The sequence below is a fragment of the Cetobacterium sp. NK01 genome (genome assembly GCF_024506395.1).
GTDB classification, from domain to species: domain Bacteria; phylum Fusobacteriota; class Fusobacteriia; order Fusobacteriales; family Fusobacteriaceae; genus Cetobacterium_A; species Cetobacterium_A somerae_A.
The window spans coordinates 1093113-1114127 of the sequence record NZ_JANIBO010000001.1 but is presented as its reverse complement, the minus strand read 5'-3'; the positions used below and the strand labels follow the sequence as shown (position 1 = coordinate 1114127).

Annotated in this window: 17 protein-coding genes and 3 rRNA genes; 4 read left to right on the top strand and 16 right to left on the bottom strand. The window is 33.9% G+C overall.

Annotated elements, in window-relative coordinates; genetic code table 11:
* Positions 1-106: 106 nt before the first annotated feature.
* The gene (locus NON08_RS05615) at positions 107-1288 is read right to left on the bottom strand and encodes an ROK family protein (protein WP_256690443.1); all 1182 of its coding nucleotides are present in this window, start codon (positions 1286-1288) and stop codon (positions 107-109) included.
* Positions 1289-1600: 312 nt separating this feature from the next.
* Here NON08_RS05615 and NON08_RS05610 point away from each other — a divergent pair, with 312 nt between their 5' ends.
* Complete coding sequence (locus tag NON08_RS05610) at positions 1601-1876, top strand: chaperonin GroS (protein WP_023052122.1); 276 nt, start codon at positions 1601-1603, stop codon at positions 1874-1876.
* Between the two features lie 34 nt (positions 1877-1910).
* On the opposite strand, the gene pcp is transcribed toward NON08_RS05610, so the two are convergent.
* From pcp to secA, 11 genes are read right to left on the bottom strand one after another with little or no spacing between them, the layout of a single operon-like run.
* Positions 1911-2552, bottom strand: coding sequence for a pyroglutamyl-peptidase I (pcp, locus tag NON08_RS05605; protein WP_256690442.1), 642 nt, complete (start codon positions 2550-2552; stop codon positions 1911-1913).
* 18 nt (positions 2553-2570) lie between these two features.
* On the bottom strand, positions 2571-3488 hold the full coding sequence (locus NON08_RS05600) for a DUF979 domain-containing protein (RefSeq protein ID WP_256690441.1): 918 nt from the start codon (positions 3486-3488) through the stop codon (positions 2571-2573).
* A gap of 12 nt (positions 3489-3500) precedes the next feature.
* The gene (locus NON08_RS05595) at positions 3501-4163 is read right to left on the bottom strand and encodes a DUF969 domain-containing protein (RefSeq protein ID WP_256690440.1); all 663 of its coding nucleotides are present in this window, start codon (positions 4161-4163) and stop codon (positions 3501-3503) included.
* Positions 4160-5041, bottom strand: a complete 882-nt coding sequence (hslO, locus tag NON08_RS05590; RefSeq protein WP_256690439.1) for an Hsp33 family molecular chaperone HslO — start codon at positions 5039-5041, stop codon at positions 4160-4162. Before hslO ends, NON08_RS05595 begins: the two co-directional genes overlap by 4 nt.
* An 11-nt stretch (positions 5042-5052) precedes the next feature.
* A complete protein-coding gene (locus tag NON08_RS05585; protein WP_256690438.1) occupies positions 5053-5550 on the bottom strand; it encodes a helix-hairpin-helix domain-containing protein in 498 nt (165 codons plus the stop codon).
* Between the two features lie 3 nt (positions 5551-5553).
* Complete coding sequence (locus NON08_RS05580) at positions 5554-6954, bottom strand: coproporphyrinogen III oxidase (RefSeq protein ID WP_256690437.1); 1401 nt, start codon at positions 6952-6954, stop codon at positions 5554-5556.
* 16 nt (positions 6955-6970) lie between these two features.
* Complete coding sequence (locus NON08_RS05575; protein WP_256690435.1) at positions 6971-7774, bottom strand: undecaprenyl-diphosphate phosphatase; 804 nt, start codon at positions 7772-7774, stop codon at positions 6971-6973.
* An 11-nt stretch (positions 7775-7785) separates the two neighbouring features.
* Positions 7786-8781 (bottom strand): ADP-glyceromanno-heptose 6-epimerase, encoded by a 996-nt coding sequence (gene rfaD / locus NON08_RS05570; RefSeq protein WP_256690434.1) that lies wholly within the window; start codon positions 8779-8781, stop codon positions 7786-7788.
* Between the two features lie 16 nt (positions 8782-8797).
* Positions 8798-9634 carry a PHP domain-containing protein gene (locus NON08_RS05565; protein WP_256690433.1) on the bottom strand — a complete coding sequence of 279 codons (837 nt, stop codon included), beginning with the start codon at positions 9632-9634 and terminating at the stop codon, positions 8798-8800.
* Between the two features lie 56 nt (positions 9635-9690).
* The gene (locus tag NON08_RS05560; protein ID WP_256690432.1) at positions 9691-10428 is read right to left on the bottom strand and encodes a hypothetical protein; all 738 of its coding nucleotides are present in this window, start codon (positions 10426-10428) and stop codon (positions 9691-9693) included.
* A 9-nt stretch (positions 10429-10437) separates the two neighbouring features.
* Positions 10438-13056, bottom strand: a complete 2619-nt coding sequence (gene secA, locus NON08_RS05555) for a preprotein translocase subunit SecA (protein ID WP_256690431.1) — start codon at positions 13054-13056, stop codon at positions 10438-10440.
* A gap of 187 nt (positions 13057-13243) precedes the next feature.
* Here secA and NON08_RS05550 point away from each other — a divergent pair, with 187 nt between their 5' ends.
* Positions 13244-14272, top strand: a complete 1029-nt coding sequence (locus NON08_RS05550) for a YeiH family protein (RefSeq protein ID WP_256690430.1) — start codon at positions 13244-13246, stop codon at positions 14270-14272.
* Positions 14273-14297: 25 nt separating this feature from the next.
* Here NON08_RS05550 and gmhB read toward each other — a convergent pair whose 3' ends face one another.
* The gene (gene gmhB / locus NON08_RS05545; protein WP_256690429.1) at positions 14298-14843 is read right to left on the bottom strand and encodes a D-glycero-beta-D-manno-heptose 1,7-bisphosphate 7-phosphatase; all 546 of its coding nucleotides are present in this window, start codon (positions 14841-14843) and stop codon (positions 14298-14300) included.
* 101 nt (positions 14844-14944) lie between these two features.
* Here gmhB and NON08_RS05540 point away from each other — a divergent pair, with 101 nt between their 5' ends.
* Together NON08_RS05540 and NON08_RS05535 are read left to right on the top strand one after the other, a co-directional pair.
* Complete coding sequence (locus tag NON08_RS05540; RefSeq protein ID WP_256690428.1) at positions 14945-15343, top strand: hypothetical protein; 399 nt, start codon at positions 14945-14947, stop codon at positions 15341-15343.
* 8 nt (positions 15344-15351) lie between these two features.
* Positions 15352-16062 carry a sulfite exporter TauE/SafE family protein gene (locus NON08_RS05535; RefSeq protein WP_256690427.1) on the top strand — a complete coding sequence of 237 codons (711 nt, stop codon included), beginning with the start codon at positions 15352-15354 and terminating at the stop codon, positions 16060-16062.
* 27 nt (positions 16063-16089) lie between these two features.
* Here the strand turns inward: NON08_RS05535 and rrf are convergent.
* The 3 genes from rrf to NON08_RS05520 form a co-directional block, all read right to left on the bottom strand.
* A 5S ribosomal RNA gene (gene rrf, locus NON08_RS05530) occupies positions 16090-16206 on the bottom strand.
* A gap of 49 nt (positions 16207-16255) precedes the next feature.
* Positions 16256-19172: ribosomal RNA gene (locus tag NON08_RS05525) — 23S ribosomal RNA — on the bottom strand.
* A gap of 176 nt (positions 19173-19348) precedes the next feature.
* Positions 19349-20861, bottom strand: a 16S ribosomal RNA gene (locus NON08_RS05520).
* Together the 16S, 23S and 5S rRNA genes form the textbook arrangement of a ribosomal RNA operon.
* Between the last annotated feature and the right edge of the window lie 154 nt (positions 20862-21015).

Sequence of the window (21015 nt, the reverse complement as noted above, 5' to 3'; positions counted from 1 at the left end):
ACCCTTATTTTTAAAAGAAAAGTACTATTTTTTATTTTTATTATTATTTTACCAATTAAAATCTCTCCAATAAAAAAAGAGATAGAAAATAAATCTATCTCTAAAATTATTCTTCTGATCCATCTTGGAAATGATAGTTATAAAATATATAGTTTATAGGTAAAAATGAAGCTATTAACTCCTCTTTTTCTATATTTTTTTCTAATACAATCAATTTTTCGTGAACTTCACCTAATTGAAACTCTTGTAAGTACATTTTTAAATAACTTAAAAATAGGGAACTTTTAAAAACTCTTCCTGAAAGTAAAAATGTATCTAAAGGCAATAAATTATTATGATTTATCATAAGTATTGCTATATACCTTGCTACTTTTCTAAGAGATTTACACTCTGTAATCTCTCCATTTTCAGCTCTTTTTATGAACTCATCAAAGCTCATATTTTTATATATATCTACTATACGAGCAGAATAATTATTTTCCTTTAAAATTTCTTCAAAAATATTTTTAGGAGAAACCATTGTATCAAAACAACCTTTTTTCTTACAAATTTCACAATACATATCTGAATTAGGTTCTACTATAAAATGCCTTGTTCCCATTGATCTATAATGAGAAATAGCAGGATTTACAAGCTTATTATCTATTATTATTGCACTTCCTCTTTTTTCTCCATATTTTACTAAAAAAAAGTTTTTGTGATTAGGCTCTAAAAAGGCTTCATACAAAGCTTCTGCTCTAATTTCTGTTTCAACAAATACATATCCAGAAAATTTTTGCATTATCATTTTTTTTAAAGTTACAAAACGATCTTCTTTAAAGAGATCTAATGATTTTTTTACAACAAACTCATTGGTTACAACTACACCAACACCTAGTATCTTCTCAGATACAACACTACTCTTATTTACAATTTCCTCTATAAATTTAAGTAAATCTTTCAGATATTCATCAAAATCTCCATCATAGTGGTTTAAAAACTTTAATTCACCTAAAATCTCATTTTTTAAATTAGTTAATATAACTTTAGTAAAATTCTCCTCTATTAAAACCCCTACTGAATAAAATCTATCATAATTTATAACTAAAAGATTTTTTTTTCTATTATTTTCATCTATATATTTTTTTTCAAGAAGTACATTATCCCCTAATAATTTTTTTGAAATTTTAGTTAGTGCCGCTGGTGAAACCATTATATTTTCAGCTATATCTAACTTATTTGATCCACCACATTGATTGATAAATTTTAATAAATTTGTAATATTTTTATTTTGACTTTTAAACTCCATCCCCATCTCCTTAATTTTTTTATTGACAAACCCTTCTTTTTAATGTATATTTTACCTTGTAAAACTTATATCTAATTTTAGATATTTTTTTTTAACTTAATTAAATAAATATACTATATTTACTTAATTATATCATAATTTGATAATAAGGTGCTAAACTTATTATATAAAGTAGCCAACAACCCTCCAGTTGATTGGTTTGAAACCCGTTTAAAGAAGAGGTGTTCCCGTCACCTCTTCTTTTAATTTTTGTTGCTTTTTTCTTTTTTTTTGTTACAATTTTATTATCTTAAAATATTTTAGGAGGTAAAAATGAAAATTAAACCTATTGGTAAAAGAGTTCTTGTTAAAACTATAAATTTAGAAGAAAAAACATCAACAGGGATTATATTAATTCAAAATAATGAGGAAAAAAATTACAGAATTGGAGAAATAATCTCTTTAAGCACTGATTCTGAGGTAAACTCTTTATTTAGTATTAATGATAAAGTTATTTTTTCTAAAAAATCTGGAGTTAAAATTAATGATTCTTCTAAAGAACAAATTTTATTAAATTTAGAAGAAATCTTTGGTATTATTGAAGAGTAAAAGAAAAGCCCATCTTTATGACGGGCTTTTTTTATTAAAACTCTTTACCACCTGAAACTTTAACATCTACTTTATATTTATTTAATGCTTGAATTGCACACTCTAAAGCTTTTGTTATAGTTGTAACTTCCATATAAGGCATATTTTTCTTATCAACAACTTGCTCTGTTATGTAAGGAACATGAATAAATCCACCTTTTATATTTAAATTATTCTTTGATATATAATAAAGTAGTGAATACATTATATGATTACATACATATGTTCCTGCTGTGTTTGAAACTGAGGCTGGTATTTTTGCTGACTTAATCTCTTCAACAATCCCTTTAATAGGAAGTGTTGCAAAGTAAGCATTCTCTCCATCTTCATAAACTGGAGTATCTATTGGTTGATATCCTTCATTATCCGGAATTCTACCATCATCCATATTAATCGCTACTCTTTCAACTGACATATCATATCTTCCACCAGCTTGTCCAATACATATAACAGCATCTGGTTTATGCTCTTCTATTCCTGCAAATAGTTTTTCAGCTGATTTTTTGAAAACTGTTGGTATTTGTAATTTTATTACCTCGATACCATCAATACTATCTTTCATTGCTTTCACTGCTTCCCATGCTGGATTTATACTTTCTCCTCCAAATGGATCAAATCCTGTAATTAAAACTTTCATTACACTACCTCCTAAAAATTAAAATGCTAAGAAATACATTAGTCCAATATGAATAATAAGAAGTGGTACTGCTACTCCTATTTGCTTTAATATTACACCATTTTTATTCTTCATCTCTAATATAGACGCTGGAACTATATTAAAGTTTGCTCCCATTGGTGTTAACAATGTTCCACAGAAACCTGCTGTTAATCCAAGAGCTCCAACTACTGCTGGATTTCCACCCTGAGCTATAACAAAAGGATATCCTATACCTACTGTTATAACTGCAAAAGCTGCGAAACCATTTCCCATTATCATTGTGAATATAGCCATAGCTAAACAATAAACAGTTACACCTGCTAAAATATTCCCCTCTGGAACTACACTTCCCATTATTCCAGCAATTACAGTTCCAACCCCAGCTTTAGCAAATACAGAACCTAAAGAACCTAAAAGTTGAGGTAAAATAACTGTTGGACCCATTTGTTGTAAAATTCTACTTGAATCATAAGGAATTTTATCAAACTTTTCTTTTGTTACTAGCATAGTTACAATTAAAGCAACAATTGCCCCTATTCCCAGTCCTACTAGTCCACCTAATTTTGTAAACTGAGCTATTGAAAATGCCACAACTCCTATTAACCCAGCTGGAACAAATAACATATTTCCAATTTTATGAGCTTGCTTCTCTCTAAACTCCTCTGTACTTGTTTTAAACGAAGCTAGTGAAACAGATTTTGTAGCACTTAAAACTCCCATTACTAAAAGTAACCCTCCTACTATTGATGGATTTACATGAGGTCCACCTATAAATAAAAATCCAAATATAATCCAAAATGCTGCTGATCCTATTCTCTTAGGATTGCTTTTATCTAAAAATGAATATACTCCGCTTATCAATAAAATAATTCCGCAAAGTATATACATAAGTTCTAATAACATCTTTACATCCATTAATTTTGCCTCCTACTTTGTCCTTAACTTTTTAATTTTTCTATCTAGACGATAATATTGGAAATAAGCCAATACTAAAGTTATTAGTGCTACAGGAATAGAAGCTTTAGCTACATCATAAGCCTCTACCTTTACACCTAACTCTTGTAAAGTTCCAACTATTAAAAGAACTCCAGAAGAAGCTACGAAAACATTTTGTCCAAAAAAGTTAGCATAGTTTTCAGATGCATTTGTAATTCCTTTTAAATCTTCATCTAACTCTTCTGAAACTTTCCCATCTTTTTCAATAGCACCTTTTGCCATAGGATAAATTAATGGTCTTATAAATTGAACATGTCCACCTAGTCTCATCGATAAAACCGCAGCTAACATTCTTACTGTTACGTATATTGATAATACTTTACCAGCTGTTGCACCCTTTAACTTTGATATACAAATTGATGCTCTCTCTCTTAAACCATTTCTCTCTAGTATTCCAACTACAGAAAGCGTTAATAATAAAAGTGTCATATATCTAGTTTGAACAAAAGCTGTTCCTAAAATATTTAAAACCTCGACAAAATCAATTCCTGCAACAAGCCCTGTTGCTATTCCAGCTATTAAAACAACAGCTATAGTATCTAATTTGATTATAAATCCAATTAGAATTATTAATACCCCTATTAATTTAATCACAATATCTCACCTAAATCCTCTCTTTTAAATGAGTATCTCTTTCCACAGAAATGACACTCAGCTTCAACCTCTCCTCTTTCAGCTAATATCTCTTCTAACTGCTCTTTTCCTAAAGTGATAATTCCTTTATAGAACTTCTCTTTATCACAATTACAATTATATTTTATCTCTTTCGAATCTAAAATTTCATATGATTCTATTAATTTTTCATGAGTTTCATCATTCATATCTTCATATAAAAGGTGTAAAATTCTTTCTAAATCCATTCCACCTTTAAATAGCTCTGTTACACTTCTTATAGCCCCTATTTTTTTCTCTAACTCAACTATAAAATCTTCTTCTGCATCTGGTAAAAGCTGAATCATATACCCACCAGCTGATCTAACTGTTGTTTCATTTTCTAAATCTACACCTAAAGCAATTACTGTAGGTGTTTGTTCTGAAGTTACATAATAATATGCTATATCATATGCAATCTCTCCACTTTCTATTGTTGATACTCCAACATAAGGATCCTTTAACCCTAAATCTTTAATGACATTTAAAGTTCCTCTTCCTACTAAAGCTTGTACATCTGGCTGTCCATTTTCCTTTGCTGGTAAATCTGCTTCTGGATTTGAAACATAACCTTTTACACCATCCTTATCAACTGTCACTACCATACTTGATAACGGTCCATCTGTAACTGTTCTAAGTGTTAATATATCATTTCCTTTTAGGGTTGCTCCCATCATAACTCCTGCTGAAAGAAGTCTTCCAAAAGCTGATATAGCAGTTGGACTACACTTATGAATATTTAATGCTTCCTGTACAATATCTTTTGCATCTACAAGAACAAATCTTGCATTTTTACTTACTCCTCTAATTAATCTACTCATTTTTTTCACCTCTAATATTCAATATAATCTTTTAATTCTTCATATTTTTTAGTAGAAATAATATTTTTTAATTCTAAATTATTTCTTATAATACTTTTTTCGTGGTATTTTCTAATATTTTGTATCTCTTTTTTAGTAAAACCATAATATATTAAAGTTTTATCATCCACTTTATTAATATTAAATCTATTTAACTTAACACTTTGTGGCTCCTTAAACTTTACTTTTAATTTTTCATAAGTTTTTTTTCCAATTCCAGATATTCTAGTCATTTCATTTAATTTTTTATATCCACCAGTTATATCTCTATATTCAATTATTTTATCTACATAACTTTGAGATATCCCACTTTTTAACATATCACTTTTACTTGCTTTATTAATATCTAAAAGTAAATTTTGAGCTTCTAAAGTATTTTTACTTTCAATAACTTTAAATTTACTGTCAATTGCTCCATAAGAAAAAGTTGATATTAATAAAATTAAACTTGAAATAATTAACTTTTTCATATATTATCTCTCCTTAGAAAAAAGTTCTATTTTCTTAGCATGTCTCATTTTCATCTCTGCTATATACAGTGCAGGATCTTTAGGATTAACTAATCTTTCTATTTGATCAATATATTCTGTTTCTTTACGGATGGCTTTACTTATTGCTCCGCCACCAAGTCCCATAGTTTGTTGGTTTTCTTCTATCATCTCTATATTAAATCTAGATTCAGCTCCAGGAATAGAATATCCTACGTTCTCTCCCCAATCTAAACTATTTTTTTGACGATACATATAATAAGGTTCCATTCCTTTTCTTTTTACAAGCTCACCTATTGCGTTTTCAACTAATTTTCTTTCAACTTCAGACTCCTCAAAATCTTCATGATATAAAGGTGATCCCTTCTTCTTAGCTAAGGCATGAACTGTTAGATTTTCTATATCATATTTCTCAATCTCATTTAAAGTATTTAATATATCTTCAACACTTTCACCAGGCAAACCTAATATTAAATCCATATTCAAAATAAATCCAATCTCTTTTATGTCTCTATATACTTCATCAAAATGTTCTCTATTAAAAGTTCTATTTAAATCTTTTAAAGTTTGCTCTTTAAATGTTTGTGGATTTAAACTTACTCTATCTACTCCATACTCTTTAAGAATCTCTAATTTTCTTTTAGTTATAGCATCCTCTCTTCCAGCTTCAAAAGTAAATTCTTTTAAATTTGAAAGATCTATATAGGTATGTACTGCTTTTAAAACTCTTTCAGTATCCTCTTCTGTTAAAATACTTGGTGTACCACCACCTATATACAATGATTCGTATTTATAACCTTTATTTTTTGAAAGTTCTCCTACAAGCTCAATCTCTTCTAAAAGCGTCTCTACAAATTTTGGATAAAAACGCCCTAAACTGCTATTTATTTCATAAGATGCAAAAGAGCAGTATCTACATTTTGATGGACAAAAAGGAATTCCTATATACATATTCATTGCATCTTTATTTAATAATCTTTCCTCTGTTTCAATCACTCTCATCAAAAGATCTATCTTATCAAAATTAGCAAGATACATATTATTTAAAAGATTTCTAACTCTTTCCTTTGAAAATCCCATTTGCATAAGCCTTCTTGTCATTTTTGTAGGACGTACTCCTATTAAACTTCCCCACGGATAATTTTTATTAAGAGCTTTTAACAATCCTCCTTTTAACATAATCAGATTTTGGTCTTCTATTATATGTTCAAAGTTTTCCTCTTCCATTACAGCTTCTTTTCCATCTATTTGAGCTTTTACAATTATCTTATCATCTTTATAACTTACTTCACCTTTTATATCTTTACCTACTTCTTTAGGCAACATGATTCTTACAAACTCCTCTAAACTTTTTTCACTTAGAGGAAAGTTAGTAACTATTGACACTTAAATACACCACTTCCTATTTCATTAATAATAAAACTAAAATTCCAATTATGATTCTATATACTCCAAAAGCCACAAAAGTTCTCTTTTTTATATATCCCATAAACCAATTAATAACAACATATGCTACAACAAATGATACTACTGATCCCACTATTAATAACTGCCACTCTAAAGTTGTGAAATTAAGTCCATTTTTCACAAGCTTTAATAGAGTTGCTCCAGCCATTGTAGGAATAGCTAAGAAAAATGAATATTCTGCTGCTGCTGCTCTTGAAACTCCTAAAAGTAGAGCTCCTACTATTGTTGCCCCTGAACGCGATGTTCCTGGAATCATAGCTAAACATTGGAAAAATCCAATTGTAAAAGCCAATTTATATGACATCTGCTTTATTGAACTTACTTTACCCTTTAGGTTTTTTCTTTCAACTAAAATAAAAATAATACCATAAAGTATAAGCATACTTGCAACTACTGTTGTGTTGTCCATAAAAAATTCAGATATATAATCATCTGCTAATAATCCTATAACTCCTGCAGGTAAAACTCCCACAATTATTTTTGTCCATAAAGAAAATTTTTCTTTAAACTCCTCTTTAGATTTTACAAAAGGAGTTAAATCTTTCCAAAAGTAAGCTACAACTGATAAAATAGCTCCAAATTGTATAATAACTAAAAAATTATCCATAAAACTTTTCGACACCAGTGGAGAGTTTATAAATCTCTCCACTAATATCATGTGCCCCGTACTACTTACAGGAACAAACTCTGTCATCCCTTCTACAATTCCCAGTATAATAACTAGTAAAAATGGGTTCATTTCATCTCCTCCTATAAGTAGCTATCCTCTTTTTTAAGATATTTAACATAATCTGCTACACCATCTTCTAAAGAGCAAAACTCTTTTGTATATCCTGCTTCTTTTAATTTTCTCATAGAAGCTTGAGTAAAATATTGATATCTTCCTCTTAAATCCTCTGGCATTGGAACAAACTCTATTACTTCTTCTGTTTTTAATTCAAAATTTCCACTAGCATTTTTCATAGTTTCCATTGAAAGATCGTGGAAGCTTCTTGCCTCACCAGTTCCTATATTATAAACACCTGATGGAACTTCACTAAACATACAGAAATACAACATATCTACAACATCTTTTATATAGATAAAATCTCTTAGTTGCTCACCATCTTTATATCCCTCTTTATGAGATTTAAATAGTTTTACTCCTCCATTTTCATTAAATTGATTGAATGTATGGAAAACCATTGAAGCCATTCTTCCTTTATGGTATTCTTGAGGTCCATAAACATTGAAAAATTTAGCTCCTATCCATTGCTTAGGTGTCTTTTCTTGCTTAAATGCCCAATCATCAAAAAACTTCTTAGAATATCCATATTTATTTAAAGGCATTAATTTTTTTAATTCTTCTGGAGTTCCTTCATCACTATATCCTTGCTCTCCTCCACCATAAGTTGCTGCTGAAGATGCATATACATACACAATATTTCTATCAGCACAGAAATCCCATAACTTTTTTGAATATTCGTAGTTATTCTTCATTAAAAGATCTCCATCTTTCTCTGTTGTAGCAGAAATAGCTCCCATATGTAATACTGCCGTTACTTTACTAGCATTCTCTTCATTTTCAAGCCAAGCAAAAAGCTCATCTCTGTCACACCAATCAGCATAATCTCTCTTTCTTAAATTTAGCCATTTTTCCTCTGTTCTTAATTTATCCACAGCCAATATATCATTTATTCCCATTTCATTTAATTTCCAAATATAAGCGCTTCCTATAAATCCAGCTGCTCCTGTTACTATAATCATTTTTTTCCTCCTTGCTTTATCTTTCTAATAATTTTTTTATATCTTCTTCAGAAATAGAAGCATGAGCTATATCAACACCTACTCTATTTCCACCATGAAAATCAGAGCCACCAACTTTTAATAACCCTTTTTCTGTAGCTAGCTTTCTGTAGTACTTAACCTCTTTAGATGTATATGAGCTATACTCTACTTCTAATCCATTTAATCCAGCTTCTATTAGAATATCTAATATTTTTTCCGTTTTCTCTCTAGAGTTAGAAACTAAACTCGGATGAGCTAAAGCTGAAACACCTTCACACTCTTTTATAAGTTTAATAATCTCAATCGGATCTGAGCTTCCTTTCTCTACATACGCTACACCATTTCTTCCCAGGTATTGTTTAAAAGCTTCTCCTTTTGAGTAAACAAACCCTTTATTCATCATAACATTACAAATATGTGCTCTACTAACAATAGCTCCTGTAGCTTCTTTTTCTATCTCTTCCATTGTTATTTTTAGTCCTAAATTATTTAATTTTTTAACAATTTTCTCATTTCTTTCTTTTCTAGCTTGTTTTAACTCTACTAGCTTTGACGTTAATTTTGGTGATTTTTCATTTAAAAAATATCCTAAAATATGAATTTCATACCCTTCATAAGAACATGAAAACTCTATTCCTGGTATAAATTCCAATCCCAATTCATAAGCCATTGCCTTCCCTTCAGAAATACCTTCCATTGTATCATGGTCTGTTATTGCTATACCTTTTAGTCCTATATACTTCGCTCTTTTTAAAAGTTCTTCCACTGTAAATGTTCCATCTGAATATGTTGTATGAGTATGTAAATCATACCTTTCACTTAAATCCTTCATAAGACTCCTCCCTTAAGTAAAAATGGCACCTTTATTTCTAAAGGCGCCACAGTTTTTTAGTCATCCCACTTTTCTAATTTTGAAAAATACTCTGAATAAGCAAGGTATAAAGCCTTTGCATTTATATTGTTCTTCTCTAATTTAGTTTTTTCTGTTTTCTTATAAATATCATTTACTTGTACAACTCTTGGAGAAACTTCTACAAAATACCATGCTTTTGAATCAAAGAACTCTCCTCTTTTTATAAACTTATTTAAAAGTTTTCTAAATCTTTTAATCTCTTTTTCTGATAAGTCACTCTTTTTAGAGAACTCAACTATTTCAGCCCATTCCTCTTTTGTAGCTACTTCATTAGCTATATGATTTGATGGATTAGCCATTCTTACATATGATTGAGTTACCATATATTTTGCTAAACCAGCTGGATCTTTAAAATTCTCATCTTTTAAATAGTACTCTCTTGGAAGTTTTTTTACAGTTTTTTCTAAAATTGAATTAAACTGCTCTTGATCAGCCTCTGTAATTTCATTTTTTGTTTTTAATGAATCTAAAAACTTTACTTGTTTTTGATCTAGTTTTTGATTTCTAGCTAAGAACCCAATTGGCTCCTCTGCTCCATACCAATCTTCAAGCTCTGATTCTCCAATTATAACAGTACTAAAAGTTTCTTCCCAATTTTTCATCGCTACTGTATCAACTTTATACTTTTCTTGTAAATTAACATTGTTTTTATTTAGTGAGCTACATGCTGTTAATGCAGCTAGCATTGCAACTAAAACTATAGTTTTTTTCATTTTTCCTCCCTACACTCTTCCACAACATTTTCCGTATATTTTTCCACTTCCACACTTACAAGCTGAATCAAAATCAAGCTCCTCTTCTACTCCTGGTTCTACCACTTCTTCTGGATTTTTAACAACAACTTTAAACATATAAGATGTTGCCTCTGTCTTTATTGTTGATAGCATTCTTGAATACATATCTCCAGATATTATTTTGTATTCTACAAGAGGATCTTTCTGCCCGTAAGATCTTAAATAAATTCCCTCTCTTAAAGCATCTAATGCTTTTAAGTGCTCTCTCCATCTTGCATCTACCACTTCAAATAGAACATATTTTTCTACTTTTCTCATAATTTCAGAAGATACCTCTTCCTCTTTTCTTTCATACTCTGCTTCTATGTCTTTATATATTTTATCAACATATTCTTCAACAGTTAAAGCCTTATACTCTTGCATATCTGTTATTTCATAACCATATTTTTCAAGAAGCATATCTTTAACTCCAACTATATCCCACTCATCTTTAAATTCTCCAACAAATCTCTCTACAACTATGTCAGAGATACTTGATTTTAACATTCCTAAAATTGTCTCTTTTAAATCATCTTTTTCTAAAGCCTCATTTCTACTTGCATAGATAGCTTCTCTTTGTTTATTCATTACATCATCAAATTCAAGAAGATTTTTTCTAATTCCAAAGTTTCTTGATTCAACTTTCTTTTGAGCATTTTCAATAGCTTTATTTATCATTCTATGTTGAATAGATTCCCCTTCAGGTAATCCTAATTTCTCCATAACACCTTGAATTCTTTCTGATCCAAACAATCTCATTAAGTCATCTTCTAAACATAAGTAAAACTCTGATGCTCCTGGATCTCCCTGTCTTCCTGCTCTACCTCTTAATTGGTTATCTATTCTTCTAGATTCATGTCTTTCTGTACCTAAAATAAATAATCCACCAGCTGCAATTACCTTTTGCTTTTCTTCTTCACATTCAATTTTGTATTTATCTAAAATTACAGGGTAGTTTCCTGCATCTCTACTTCCTATTTCTGCTATTGCTCTAAACTCTGGATTTCCTCCTAACATAATGTCAGTTCCTCTACCTGCCATGTTAGTAGCTATTGTTACTGCTTTATATCTTCCTGCCTGAGCTACTATTTCAGCTTCTTTAGCGTGTAACTTAGCATTAAGAACATTATGAGGTATACCTTTTTCTTTTAATAACTCTGAAAGCTCCTCTGAACTTTTTATTGATACAGTACCAACTAAAACTGGTTGACCTTTTGCATAAAGCTCTTCTATTCTTTTTATAATTGCATCTGTTTTCTCTTTTTTAGTTTTATAAACTAAATCTGGGAAGTCAACTCTTTGAACTGGTTTATTTGTTGGTATTACTATTACTTCTAAACCATATGTATGCATAAATTCTGCAGCTTCTGTTTCTGCAGTTCCTGTCATACCAGCTAGCTTTTCATACATTCTAAAGTAGTTTTGAAGTGTTATTGAAGCTAGAGTTTGATTCTCTCCCGCAACGTTTACTCCTTCTTTTGCCTCTATAGCTTGATGTAATCCATCAGAGTATCTTCTACCTTCCATTGCTCTACCTGTGAACTCATCTATTATAACTACTTCTCCCTCTCTAATTAAATAGTCTCTATCTTTTATAAATAGTTCCTTTGCTTTTAAAGCTTGATTTAAGTAGTGAGTTAACTCAACGTGCTCTGGTGAGTATAAATTGTCTATATTTAATAATTGCTCTACTTTTTTAATTCCTTTATCTGTTAAAACTATGTTTCTAGCTTTTTCATCTACTTCATAGTCTCCCCATTGCTCGTCAGGAATATTCATCTCTTTTTTTGTTTTTGCATCTTTTATTTTTTCTGTTTCGAAACTTCTATCTAATCTAAAAGCCACCTGACAGAAAATAGAGTACCATTTAGTCGTCTCTGAAGCTGCTCCTGATATGATTAATGGCGTTCTCGCCTCATCTATTAGTATTGAGTCCACCTCATCTACTATACAGAAATTTAATGGTCTTTGAACCTTATCTTCAACCTTGTTAACCATGTTATCTCTTAAATAATCAAATCCAAACTCAGAGTTTGTACCATAAGTTATGTCTGCTTCATATGCAGCCTTTCTTGCACTATTCTCCATTCCATTTACAATTACTCCTGAAGTTAGTCCTAAGAACTCATAAACTCTTCCCATTAACTCTCTATCTCTTTGTGCAAGATAATCATTAACAGTTATTACGTGAACACCTTTTCCACTTAAAGCATTTAGATAAACTGGAGCTGTTGCAACTAATGTTTTACCTTCTCCTGTTTTCATCTCTGTTATTTTTCCTTCATGAAGTACAATTCCACCAATTAATTGCACATCATAATGTCTCATTCCATGTACTCTTTTTGATGCTTCTCTCACAACTGCGAAAGCTTCAACTAGAACATCGTCTAATGTTTCTCCCTTTTCTAATCTTTCTCTAAATTCGTAAGTTTTCCCCTTTAACTCATCATCTGAAAGCTTTTCTATTTCAGGTTCTAATGAGTTTATCATTGCTACTAATTTTTTAATTCTCTTGACCTCTCTGTCATTTCTTGTACCGAAAATCTTCTTTAATAAATCTCCAAACATCCTTACGTCCTTCCTAGCTTTTTTGTGCTTATTTGTTACTCAATATATTACCATAATTAGATTTATTAGTCAATTTGTAGAGCACATCCGAAATATTTGACCCATGATTCAAAAAAAGCTGTTAATTCATACAAAAATATGTTATATTGTAAATAATTTAACAATATATTTTAGGAGGTTTTTTATTTTGACTATATTTAATACTACTAAGAAAATAATTCCTGGGCTACTTATCTGTATTCTGATTGCACAGCTTGGAGTTTTTCTTGGGAAATTTGTCCCGAGTATTGGAGGAGCTCCCCTTGCTATTTTCTTAGGCTTAATAGCTGGAAACACTTTTGCTAAATCAAATATTTTTGCCTCAGGCTCAAAATTTTCAGAAAGTGATTTATTATCATATTCAATTGTTTTATTAGGTGGTACTCTTAGTATAAATACTATTTTACAACTTGGCTTTTCTGGTATTGCCTTTATTCTTTTACAAATGGCTTTAACAATTGCATTAACTATGTTTATTGGTAAAAAACTCGGTTTTTCTAAACACTTTAGAGCTCTTATGGCTAGTGGAAATGCCGTTTGTGGATCTTCTGCTATAGGTGCTAGTTCTCCTGTTATAAATGCTGAAGATAATGATAAAGGAATTTCTATTACAATTGTAAACTTAACTGGTACTTTACTTATGTTTGCTTTAATACCTATTGCAGGTTTTTTATATAATTTTGATACCATAGAGACTTCTGCTCTTATTGGAGGTATTCTTCAATCAGTTGGACAAGTTATTGCAGCTGGAAGTATGGTAAATCATCAAGTTCTTGAAATGGCCACAATTTTTAAAATTGTGAGAATTGTATTTTTAGTTATTGTTGTTTTATGGCTTTCTAGAGAATTTAATAATAAAGAATTAGAAATGGACACAGAATTTGCTTTAGAAGAGGAAGCATATAGTAAGAAAAAAAGTAATATCTCTGTTCCTTGGTATATTATTGGGTTCTTTGTTCTTTGTATTCTTTTTAGCTTTGGATTAATTCCTGCCGAAGTTTCTAAAACTTTCAAAATGATTTCTTCTAAATTTGAGATTGTTGCATTAGCAGGTATTGGTATGAGAGTAAATATTAGTGAACTAGTTAAACAAGGGCCTAAGGCTTCTTTATATGGTTTATTAGTTGGATTAGGTCAAATTGTAATAGCAGTTACTTTAATTAAAATTTTTATATAAAAAAACTGGAAAAAATCCAGTTTTTTTATTTTACTAAATTGGTAACATCTAATAGATCATTAGCTATTAAGTAATTATCTTCTATATCTTTTACCGTGTTTTTTCCATAACCAGTTAAAACTAAAATAGATTTTAAACCAGCTTTTTCCCCTGCTTCTAAGTCTCCCTTTTTATCCCCTATCATATATGAATTATTTATATCAACATTGTATTTCTTGATTCCTTCAAGTAACATTCCTGGACTCGGTTTTCTACAATCACAATCAACTTTATACTTTCCAATACCTTTCTCTTTGTGGTGTGGACAATAAAAACATTCTAAAATTTCAATTCCATATTCTTTTAATTTTTTCATCATTTCGTTATTTAAAGCTATCAAATCATCTTCAGTATAATAACCTCTTCCTATTCCAGATTGGTTAGTTACAACAATAAATTCATACCCTAACTTTTTTAACTTTTTTAAACCTTCTATTGCATTTTTTTCAAATTCAAAATCTTCCCATTTATGAAGATAAGATTTTTCTATATTTATAGTTCCATCTCTATCTAAAAATATAACCTTTCTCATAATTACTCCTTTCTTTTTTATATATTATACCACTCTTATAAAGGATTTTTTAGTTTATTCAGAATATATTTATATCAATTAAATTATTAGGAGGAGTTTGTATGGATTTAAAAGATATCATTCAATTTATTGGATCTTTAGCTTTTATATCTGCTATTTTAACAGTAACTGTATTTATTATTAATTATAAATATAAAGATTTTTTAAAAAAAATTCTTAGTGGAAAATTAAATCATCTTCAGTTACATAAAATTTTAGGTATAACAACAATTGTTTTAGGAACTATACATGGATTTTCTATGGCTTTAATTTATCCAAGTGTTTTAAAAAAATATACTGGTTTAAGTGGAGTTTTACTTTTGTCTCTATTTTGGATTCTTGGAACTTTACCTTTTATTGTTAAAAAAGTTCCCATAAAATATAAAAAGACTGTTTTAAAAAGTCATAAAATTTTAGGTGGTATTATATTTATTTTTATACTTATTCATATATCAGTCTAGGAGGATGCATGGATACTTTTGAGATTTTACTTATGTTAACTGCTGGAATTGGAATGGGATTTAGCTTAATGGGGATGTCTACAGCTATTGTTTTTTCCCCAATTTTAATCTCTATATATGGTTCAAAATTAGGAAATGGTATTATGTTTATTCCTTTTTTAATAGCTGACTTATATGTTTCATACTTATATCGAAAGAACTATGATAAAAAAATTGTTTTAAAACTTATTCCCTTTTCAGTTGTCGGAATGATTATTGCTTCTATTTTTGCAACTTATATATCTGAATATATATTTAGAAAAATTATTGCTATTATTATCATTTTAGCAAGTATACTATTTTTCTTAAAGAAATATGAAGACAAACTTACTAAGCTATCTTGGGTATTTGGTATTTTTGGTGGAGCTTCATCCTATTTAGCTAATGTCTCAGGTCCTATTTTCAATATTTATCTTCTTAGTTATAAACAAAATAAAGAAGATTTTATAGGAACTCGAGCAATTTTTTTTACTGTTATTAATATAATAAAATTATTTATGTATATCTTTATTTTTAAAAATATAAATAGCTTTACAATATCTAGAGGAGTCGTTGCTATTCCAACTATTTTTTTAGGTGTTTTTCTTGCCAAAAAACTTTTAAAAATAATAAATCAAAAAACTTTTAATACCATAATTGTTTTTCTAGGACTTATAGTAGCAATAAAGATGCTTCTATAAGTATTTTTTTTACAAAAAATAAAAAAAGATTGGCAACTTCCTATCCTCCCAGGGGGCTGCCCCCCAAGTACTTTCAGCGTTTATGGGCTTAACTTCCAGGTTCGAAATGTTACTGGGTGTACCTCCATAGCTATCGTTGCCAATCAATATTTATTTGTGTTCTTGAACACTTGAAACTATATAGTAGTATATTAAGGTTAAAACTTCGATATATTAGTATTGGTCAGCTAAAAGTCTCACAACTCTTACACCCCCAACCTATCAACCTCCTAGTCTCGAAGGTATCTTAAAGAGTACTTATCTTGAAGTCAGTTTCCCGCTTAGATGCTTTCAGCGGTTATCTGTTCCAAACGTGACTACCCAGCTGTGCCACTGGCGTGACAACTGGTACATCAGAGGTTTGTCCATCCCGGTCCTCTCGTACTAAGGACAGATCTTCTCAATACTCTAACGCCTACAGTGGATAGGGACCGAACTGTCTCACGACGTTCTGAACCCAGCTCACGTACCGCTTTAATGGGCGAACAGCCCAACCCTTGGGACCTTCTCCAGCCCCAGGATGCGATGAGCCGACATCGAGGTGCCAAACTCTACCGTCGATATGGACTCTCGGGTAGAATCAGCCTGTTATCCCCAGGGTAGCTTTTATCCGTTGAGCGACGACCCTTCCATTCGGAATCGCCGGATCACTATGTCCTGCTTTCGCACCTGCTCGACCCGTCAGTCTCGCAGTTAAGCTCTCTTATGCCATTGCACTCTACGGTTGATTTCCATCCAACCTGAGAGAACCTTTGAACGCCTCCGTTACTCTTTCGGAGGCGACCGCCCCAGTCAAACTGCCCACCTAGCACTGTCTTCGAGGGTACAAACCTCAAATTAGAATTCCGACATAGTATGGTTGGTATTCCACCAGTGACTCCGCGTAATCTAGCGACCACACATCTTAGTCTCCCAACTATCCTATACATACGATGCCAAAACCCAATACCAAGCTACAGTAAAGCTCCATGGGGTCTTTCCGTCCTACTGCAGGTAACCGGTATCTTCACCGGTAATACAATTTCACCAGGCCTCCCGTCAAGACAGCTCTCAGATCGTTACACCATTCGTGCAGGTCGGAACTTACCCGACAAGGAATTTCGCTACCTTAGGACCGTTATAGTTACGGCCGCCGTTCACCGGGGCTTCAATTCGGAGCTCTCACTCCTCCTCTTAACCTTCCGGCACTGGGCAGGTGTCAGCCCATATACGTCGCCTTACAGCTTAGCATAGACCTGTGTTTTTGTTAAACAGTCGCCTGAGACTCTTCACTGCGGCCTCTCATAGCTTTGCGTCGCGTGTACGCTCACCATAAAAGGCACCCCTTCTCCCGAAGTTACGGGGCTATTTTGCAGAGTTCCTTAACGAGAGTTAGCCTGTCCGCCTTAGATTTCTCATCCTGACCACCTGTGTCGGTTTGGGGTACGGGCACTAATATCTTTATAACGCTTAGAAGCTTTTCTCGGCAGTGTGGTATTTGCACCTTCCATCTTACGACTCCTCATCACACCTCACGTTTAGTCTAGCGGATTTTCCTACTAGACCACGCTACATGCTTGAACTGGCACTTCCGTTCGCCAGCGTGCATAACCTCCTGCGTCCCTCCATCACTTGATATCAGTGGCACAGAAATATTAATCTGTTTTCCATTCGCCTACGCAATCTAGCCTCGGCTTAGGACCCGGCTTACCCAGGGGAGACAAACTTTACCCTGGAACCCTTGGTCTTCCGGCGTGGGGGATTCTCCGCCCCATTCTCGCTACTTATTCCTGCATTCTCACTTCTGATACCTCCAGAGTCTCTTGTCGATTCTCCTTCAACGGCCTACAGAACGCTCTCCTACCAGTCGCTTACGCAACTCCACAGCTTCGGTTTATAACTTAGCCCCGTTACATTGTCGGCGCAGAGACTCTCGACCAGTGAGCTATTACGCACTCTTTAAAGGTATGGCTGCTTCTAAGCCAACCTCCTGGTTGTTTGTGAATCTCCACCTCCTTTCCCACTTAGTTATAATTAGGGACCTTAGCTGGTGGTCTGGGTTGTTTCCCTTTTGACCATGGAAGTTAATTCCCATAGTCTCACTCCTGAGCTCTAGAATTATGGTATTCGGAGTTTGATTGACTTCGGTAAGCAGTATGCCCCCTAGGTCATTCAGTGCTCTACCCCCATAATTGAACACTCAAGGCTGCACCTAAATGCATTTCGGAGAGAACGAGCTATCTCCTGGTTCGATTGGCTTTTCACCCCTAAACCTACCTCATCTCCCAACTTTTCAACGGCGGTGAGTTCGGGCCTCCACTGTGTCTTACCACAGCTTCACCCTGGACAGGCTTAGATCACCAGGTTTCGCGTCTACGCCCAGCGACTATGTCGCCCTATTCAGACTCGGTTTCCCTTCGGCTCCGTTAAACTTAACCTTGCCACTGAACGTAACTCGCAGGATCATTCTCCAAAAGGCACGCCATCACCCCAAAGGGCTCTGACCGCTTGTAAGCACACGATTTCAGGTTCTATTTCACTCCCCTCCCGGGGTTCTTTTCACCTTTCCCTCACGGTACTATGCGCTATCGGTAAGTAAGAGTATTTAGCCTTACGAGATATGGTCCTCGCAGATTCACACAGAATTCCTCGTGTTCCGTGCTACTTGGGAGAGATCATACATTTGATACGGTTTACCTGTACGAGGCTTTCACTCTCTACGGCAGGCCTTTCCAGACCTTTCCAGTTCGGCGTATCAATATGTCGAATACCTTGCAGTTCTTCAGACGATCTTCCCGCTACCCCGTAGATGCAACGGCTGCATCCTTGGCACATCTACGGTTTGGGCTCACCCCCGTTCGCTCGCCGCTACTTAGGGGATCGTTTTTACTTTCTTTTCCTCGGGTTACTTAGATGTTTCAGTTCACCCGGTTCCCTCTTTCGTGCTAAGACTCCATCTTAGCAGATTTCTCCATTCGGAAATCTTGGCATCACAGTTCGATTGCAACTCCACCAAGCTTATCGCAGCTTACCACGTCCTTCATCGGCTCTTACTTCCTAGGCATCCTTCGTGTGCCCTTAATATTTTAACCTTGTAATATAATTCATATTATTTAGACAGACTAACTACTCAATTTAAGATTGACTTAAAAATGAATTGTTAGTTAATTTAGAATATTTTCTCAATATCTACTATATAGTTTCCAATGTCCAAGTTTGATAGTAAAGAACACTATCAATCGAATAGAGAAAAAGTTAGTCTCCTTAGAAAGGAGGTGATCCATCCGCACGTTCCCGTACGGATACCTTGTTACGACTTCACCCCAATCGCTAATCACACCTTAGGAACATCCCTCCTTACGGTTAGGCCTGCTACTTCAGGTGCAACCAACTCTCGTGGTGTGACGGGCGGTGTGTACAAGACCCGAGAACGTATTCACCGCAACATGCTGATTTGCGATTACTAGCGATTCCAACTTCATGTACTCGAGTTGCAGAGTACAATCCGAACTAAGAACAGCTTTAAGAGATTAGCTCACCCTCGCGGGTTGGCAACTCTCTGTACTGCCCATTGTAGCACGTGTGTAGCCCAGCGTATAAGGGGCATGATGACTTGACGTCATCCCCACCTTCCTCCTGCTCATCGCAGGCAGTATCGCATGAGTGCTCAACTTAATGGTAGCAACATACAATAGGGGTTGCGCTCGTTGCGGGACTTAACCCAACATCTCACGACACGAGCTGACGACAGCCATGCACCACCTGTCACTAAGTTCCGGCAAGCCGGCACGAATCCATCTCTGGAAACTTCTTAGGATGTCAAACGCTGGTAAGGTTTCTCGCGTTGCGTCGAATTAAACCACATGCTCCACCGCTTGTGCGGGTCCCCGTCAATTCCTTTGAGTTTCACACTTGCGTGCGTACTCCCCAGGCGGATCACTTATCGCGTTAGCTTGGGCGCTGAGGTTCGACCCCCAACACCTAGTGATCATCGTTTACGGCGTGGACTACCAGGGTATCTAATCCTGTTTGCTCCCCACGCTTTCGCGCTTCAGCGTCAGTATCTGTCCAGTGAGCTGACTTCTCCATCGGCATTCCTACAAATATCTACGAATTTCACCTCTACACTTGTAGTTCCGCCCACCTCTCCAGTACTCTAGAAAAACAGTTTCCAACGCAATACGGAGTTGAGCCCCGCATTTTAACATCAGACTTATTTTTCCGCCTAGACGCGCTTTACGCCCAATAAATCCGGATAACGCTTGCGACATACGTATTACCGCGGCTGCTGGCACGTATTTAGCCGTCGCTTCTTCTGTTGGTACCGTCACTTTCTTCTTCCCAACTGAAAGCACTTTACAATCCGAAGACCTTCATCGTGCACACAGAATTGCTGGATCAGGCTTGTGGCCCATTGTCCAATATTCCCCACTGCTGCCTCCCGTAGGAGTAAGGGCCGTGTCTCAGTCCCCTTGTGGCCGTTCACCCTCTCAGGCCGGCTATCCATCGTCGCCTTGGTGGGCCATTACCCCACCAACTAGCTAATGGAACGCAAGGCTCTCTCTTGGCGCATATAGCTTTCATAAGTTTCCCATGCGAGAATCTCATAATATCCGGTATTAGCTGTCGTTTCCAACAGTTGTCCCAGACCAAGAGGCAAGTTCCTTACGCGTTACTCACCCGTCCGCCATCCTCATTACCCGAAGGTAAATCGAATCGACTTGCATGTGTTAAGCATTCTGTCAGCGTTCATCCTGAGCCAGGATCAAACTCTTCATTCAAATATATTTAAAGTCCTAAGACTTACGTTTACACCATTTATTGGTTTGCCATTTCTGGCATTTGTTATTTTCATAACTTCTGACTATTTTCTCTATTCGGTTGTTAATGTCCTTTAGTTTTCGTTCGTCTGTGGTGTTCCCCACTGACATATAT

Coding starts and splice junctions, on each gene's coding strand:
- NON08_RS05615 (WP_256690443.1), bottom strand. CDS start 1,288: ATGGAGTTTAAAAGTCAAAATAAAAATATTACAAATTTATTAAAATTT.
- NON08_RS05610 (WP_023052122.1), top strand. CDS start 1,601: ATGAAAATTAAACCTATTGGTAAAAGAGTTCTTGTTAAAACTATAAAT.
- pcp (WP_256690442.1), bottom strand. CDS start 2,552: ATGAAAGTTTTAATTACAGGATTTGATCCATTTGGAGGAGAAAGTATA.
- NON08_RS05600 (WP_256690441.1), bottom strand. CDS start 3,488: ATGGATGTAAAGATGTTATTAGAACTTATGTATATACTTTGCGGAATT.
- hslO (WP_256690439.1), bottom strand. CDS start 5,041: ATGAGTAGATTAATTAGAGGAGTAAGTAAAAATGCAAGATTTGTTCTT.
- NON08_RS05585 (WP_256690438.1), bottom strand. CDS start 5,550: ATGAAAAAGTTAATTATTTCAAGTTTAATTTTATTAATATCAACTTTT.
- NON08_RS05575 (WP_256690435.1), bottom strand. CDS start 7,774: ATGAACCCATTTTTACTAGTTATTATACTGGGAATTGTAGAAGGGATG.
- rfaD (WP_256690434.1), bottom strand. CDS start 8,781: ATGATTATAGTAACAGGAGCAGCTGGATTTATAGGAAGCGCTTATATT.
- NON08_RS05565 (WP_256690433.1), bottom strand. CDS start 9,634: ATGAAGGATTTAAGTGAAAGGTATGATTTACATACTCATACAACATAT.
- NON08_RS05560 (WP_256690432.1), bottom strand. CDS start 10,428: ATGAAAAAAACTATAGTTTTAGTTGCAATGCTAGCTGCATTAACAGCA.
- secA (WP_256690431.1), bottom strand. CDS start 13,056: ATGTTTGGAGATTTATTAAAGAAGATTTTCGGTACAAGAAATGACAGA.
- gmhB (WP_256690429.1), bottom strand. CDS start 14,843: ATGAGAAAGGTTATATTTTTAGATAGAGATGGAACTATAAATATAGAA.
- NON08_RS05540 (WP_256690428.1), top strand. CDS start 14,945: ATGGATTTAAAAGATATCATTCAATTTATTGGATCTTTAGCTTTTATA.
- NON08_RS05535 (WP_256690427.1), top strand. CDS start 15,352: ATGGATACTTTTGAGATTTTACTTATGTTAACTGCTGGAATTGGAATG.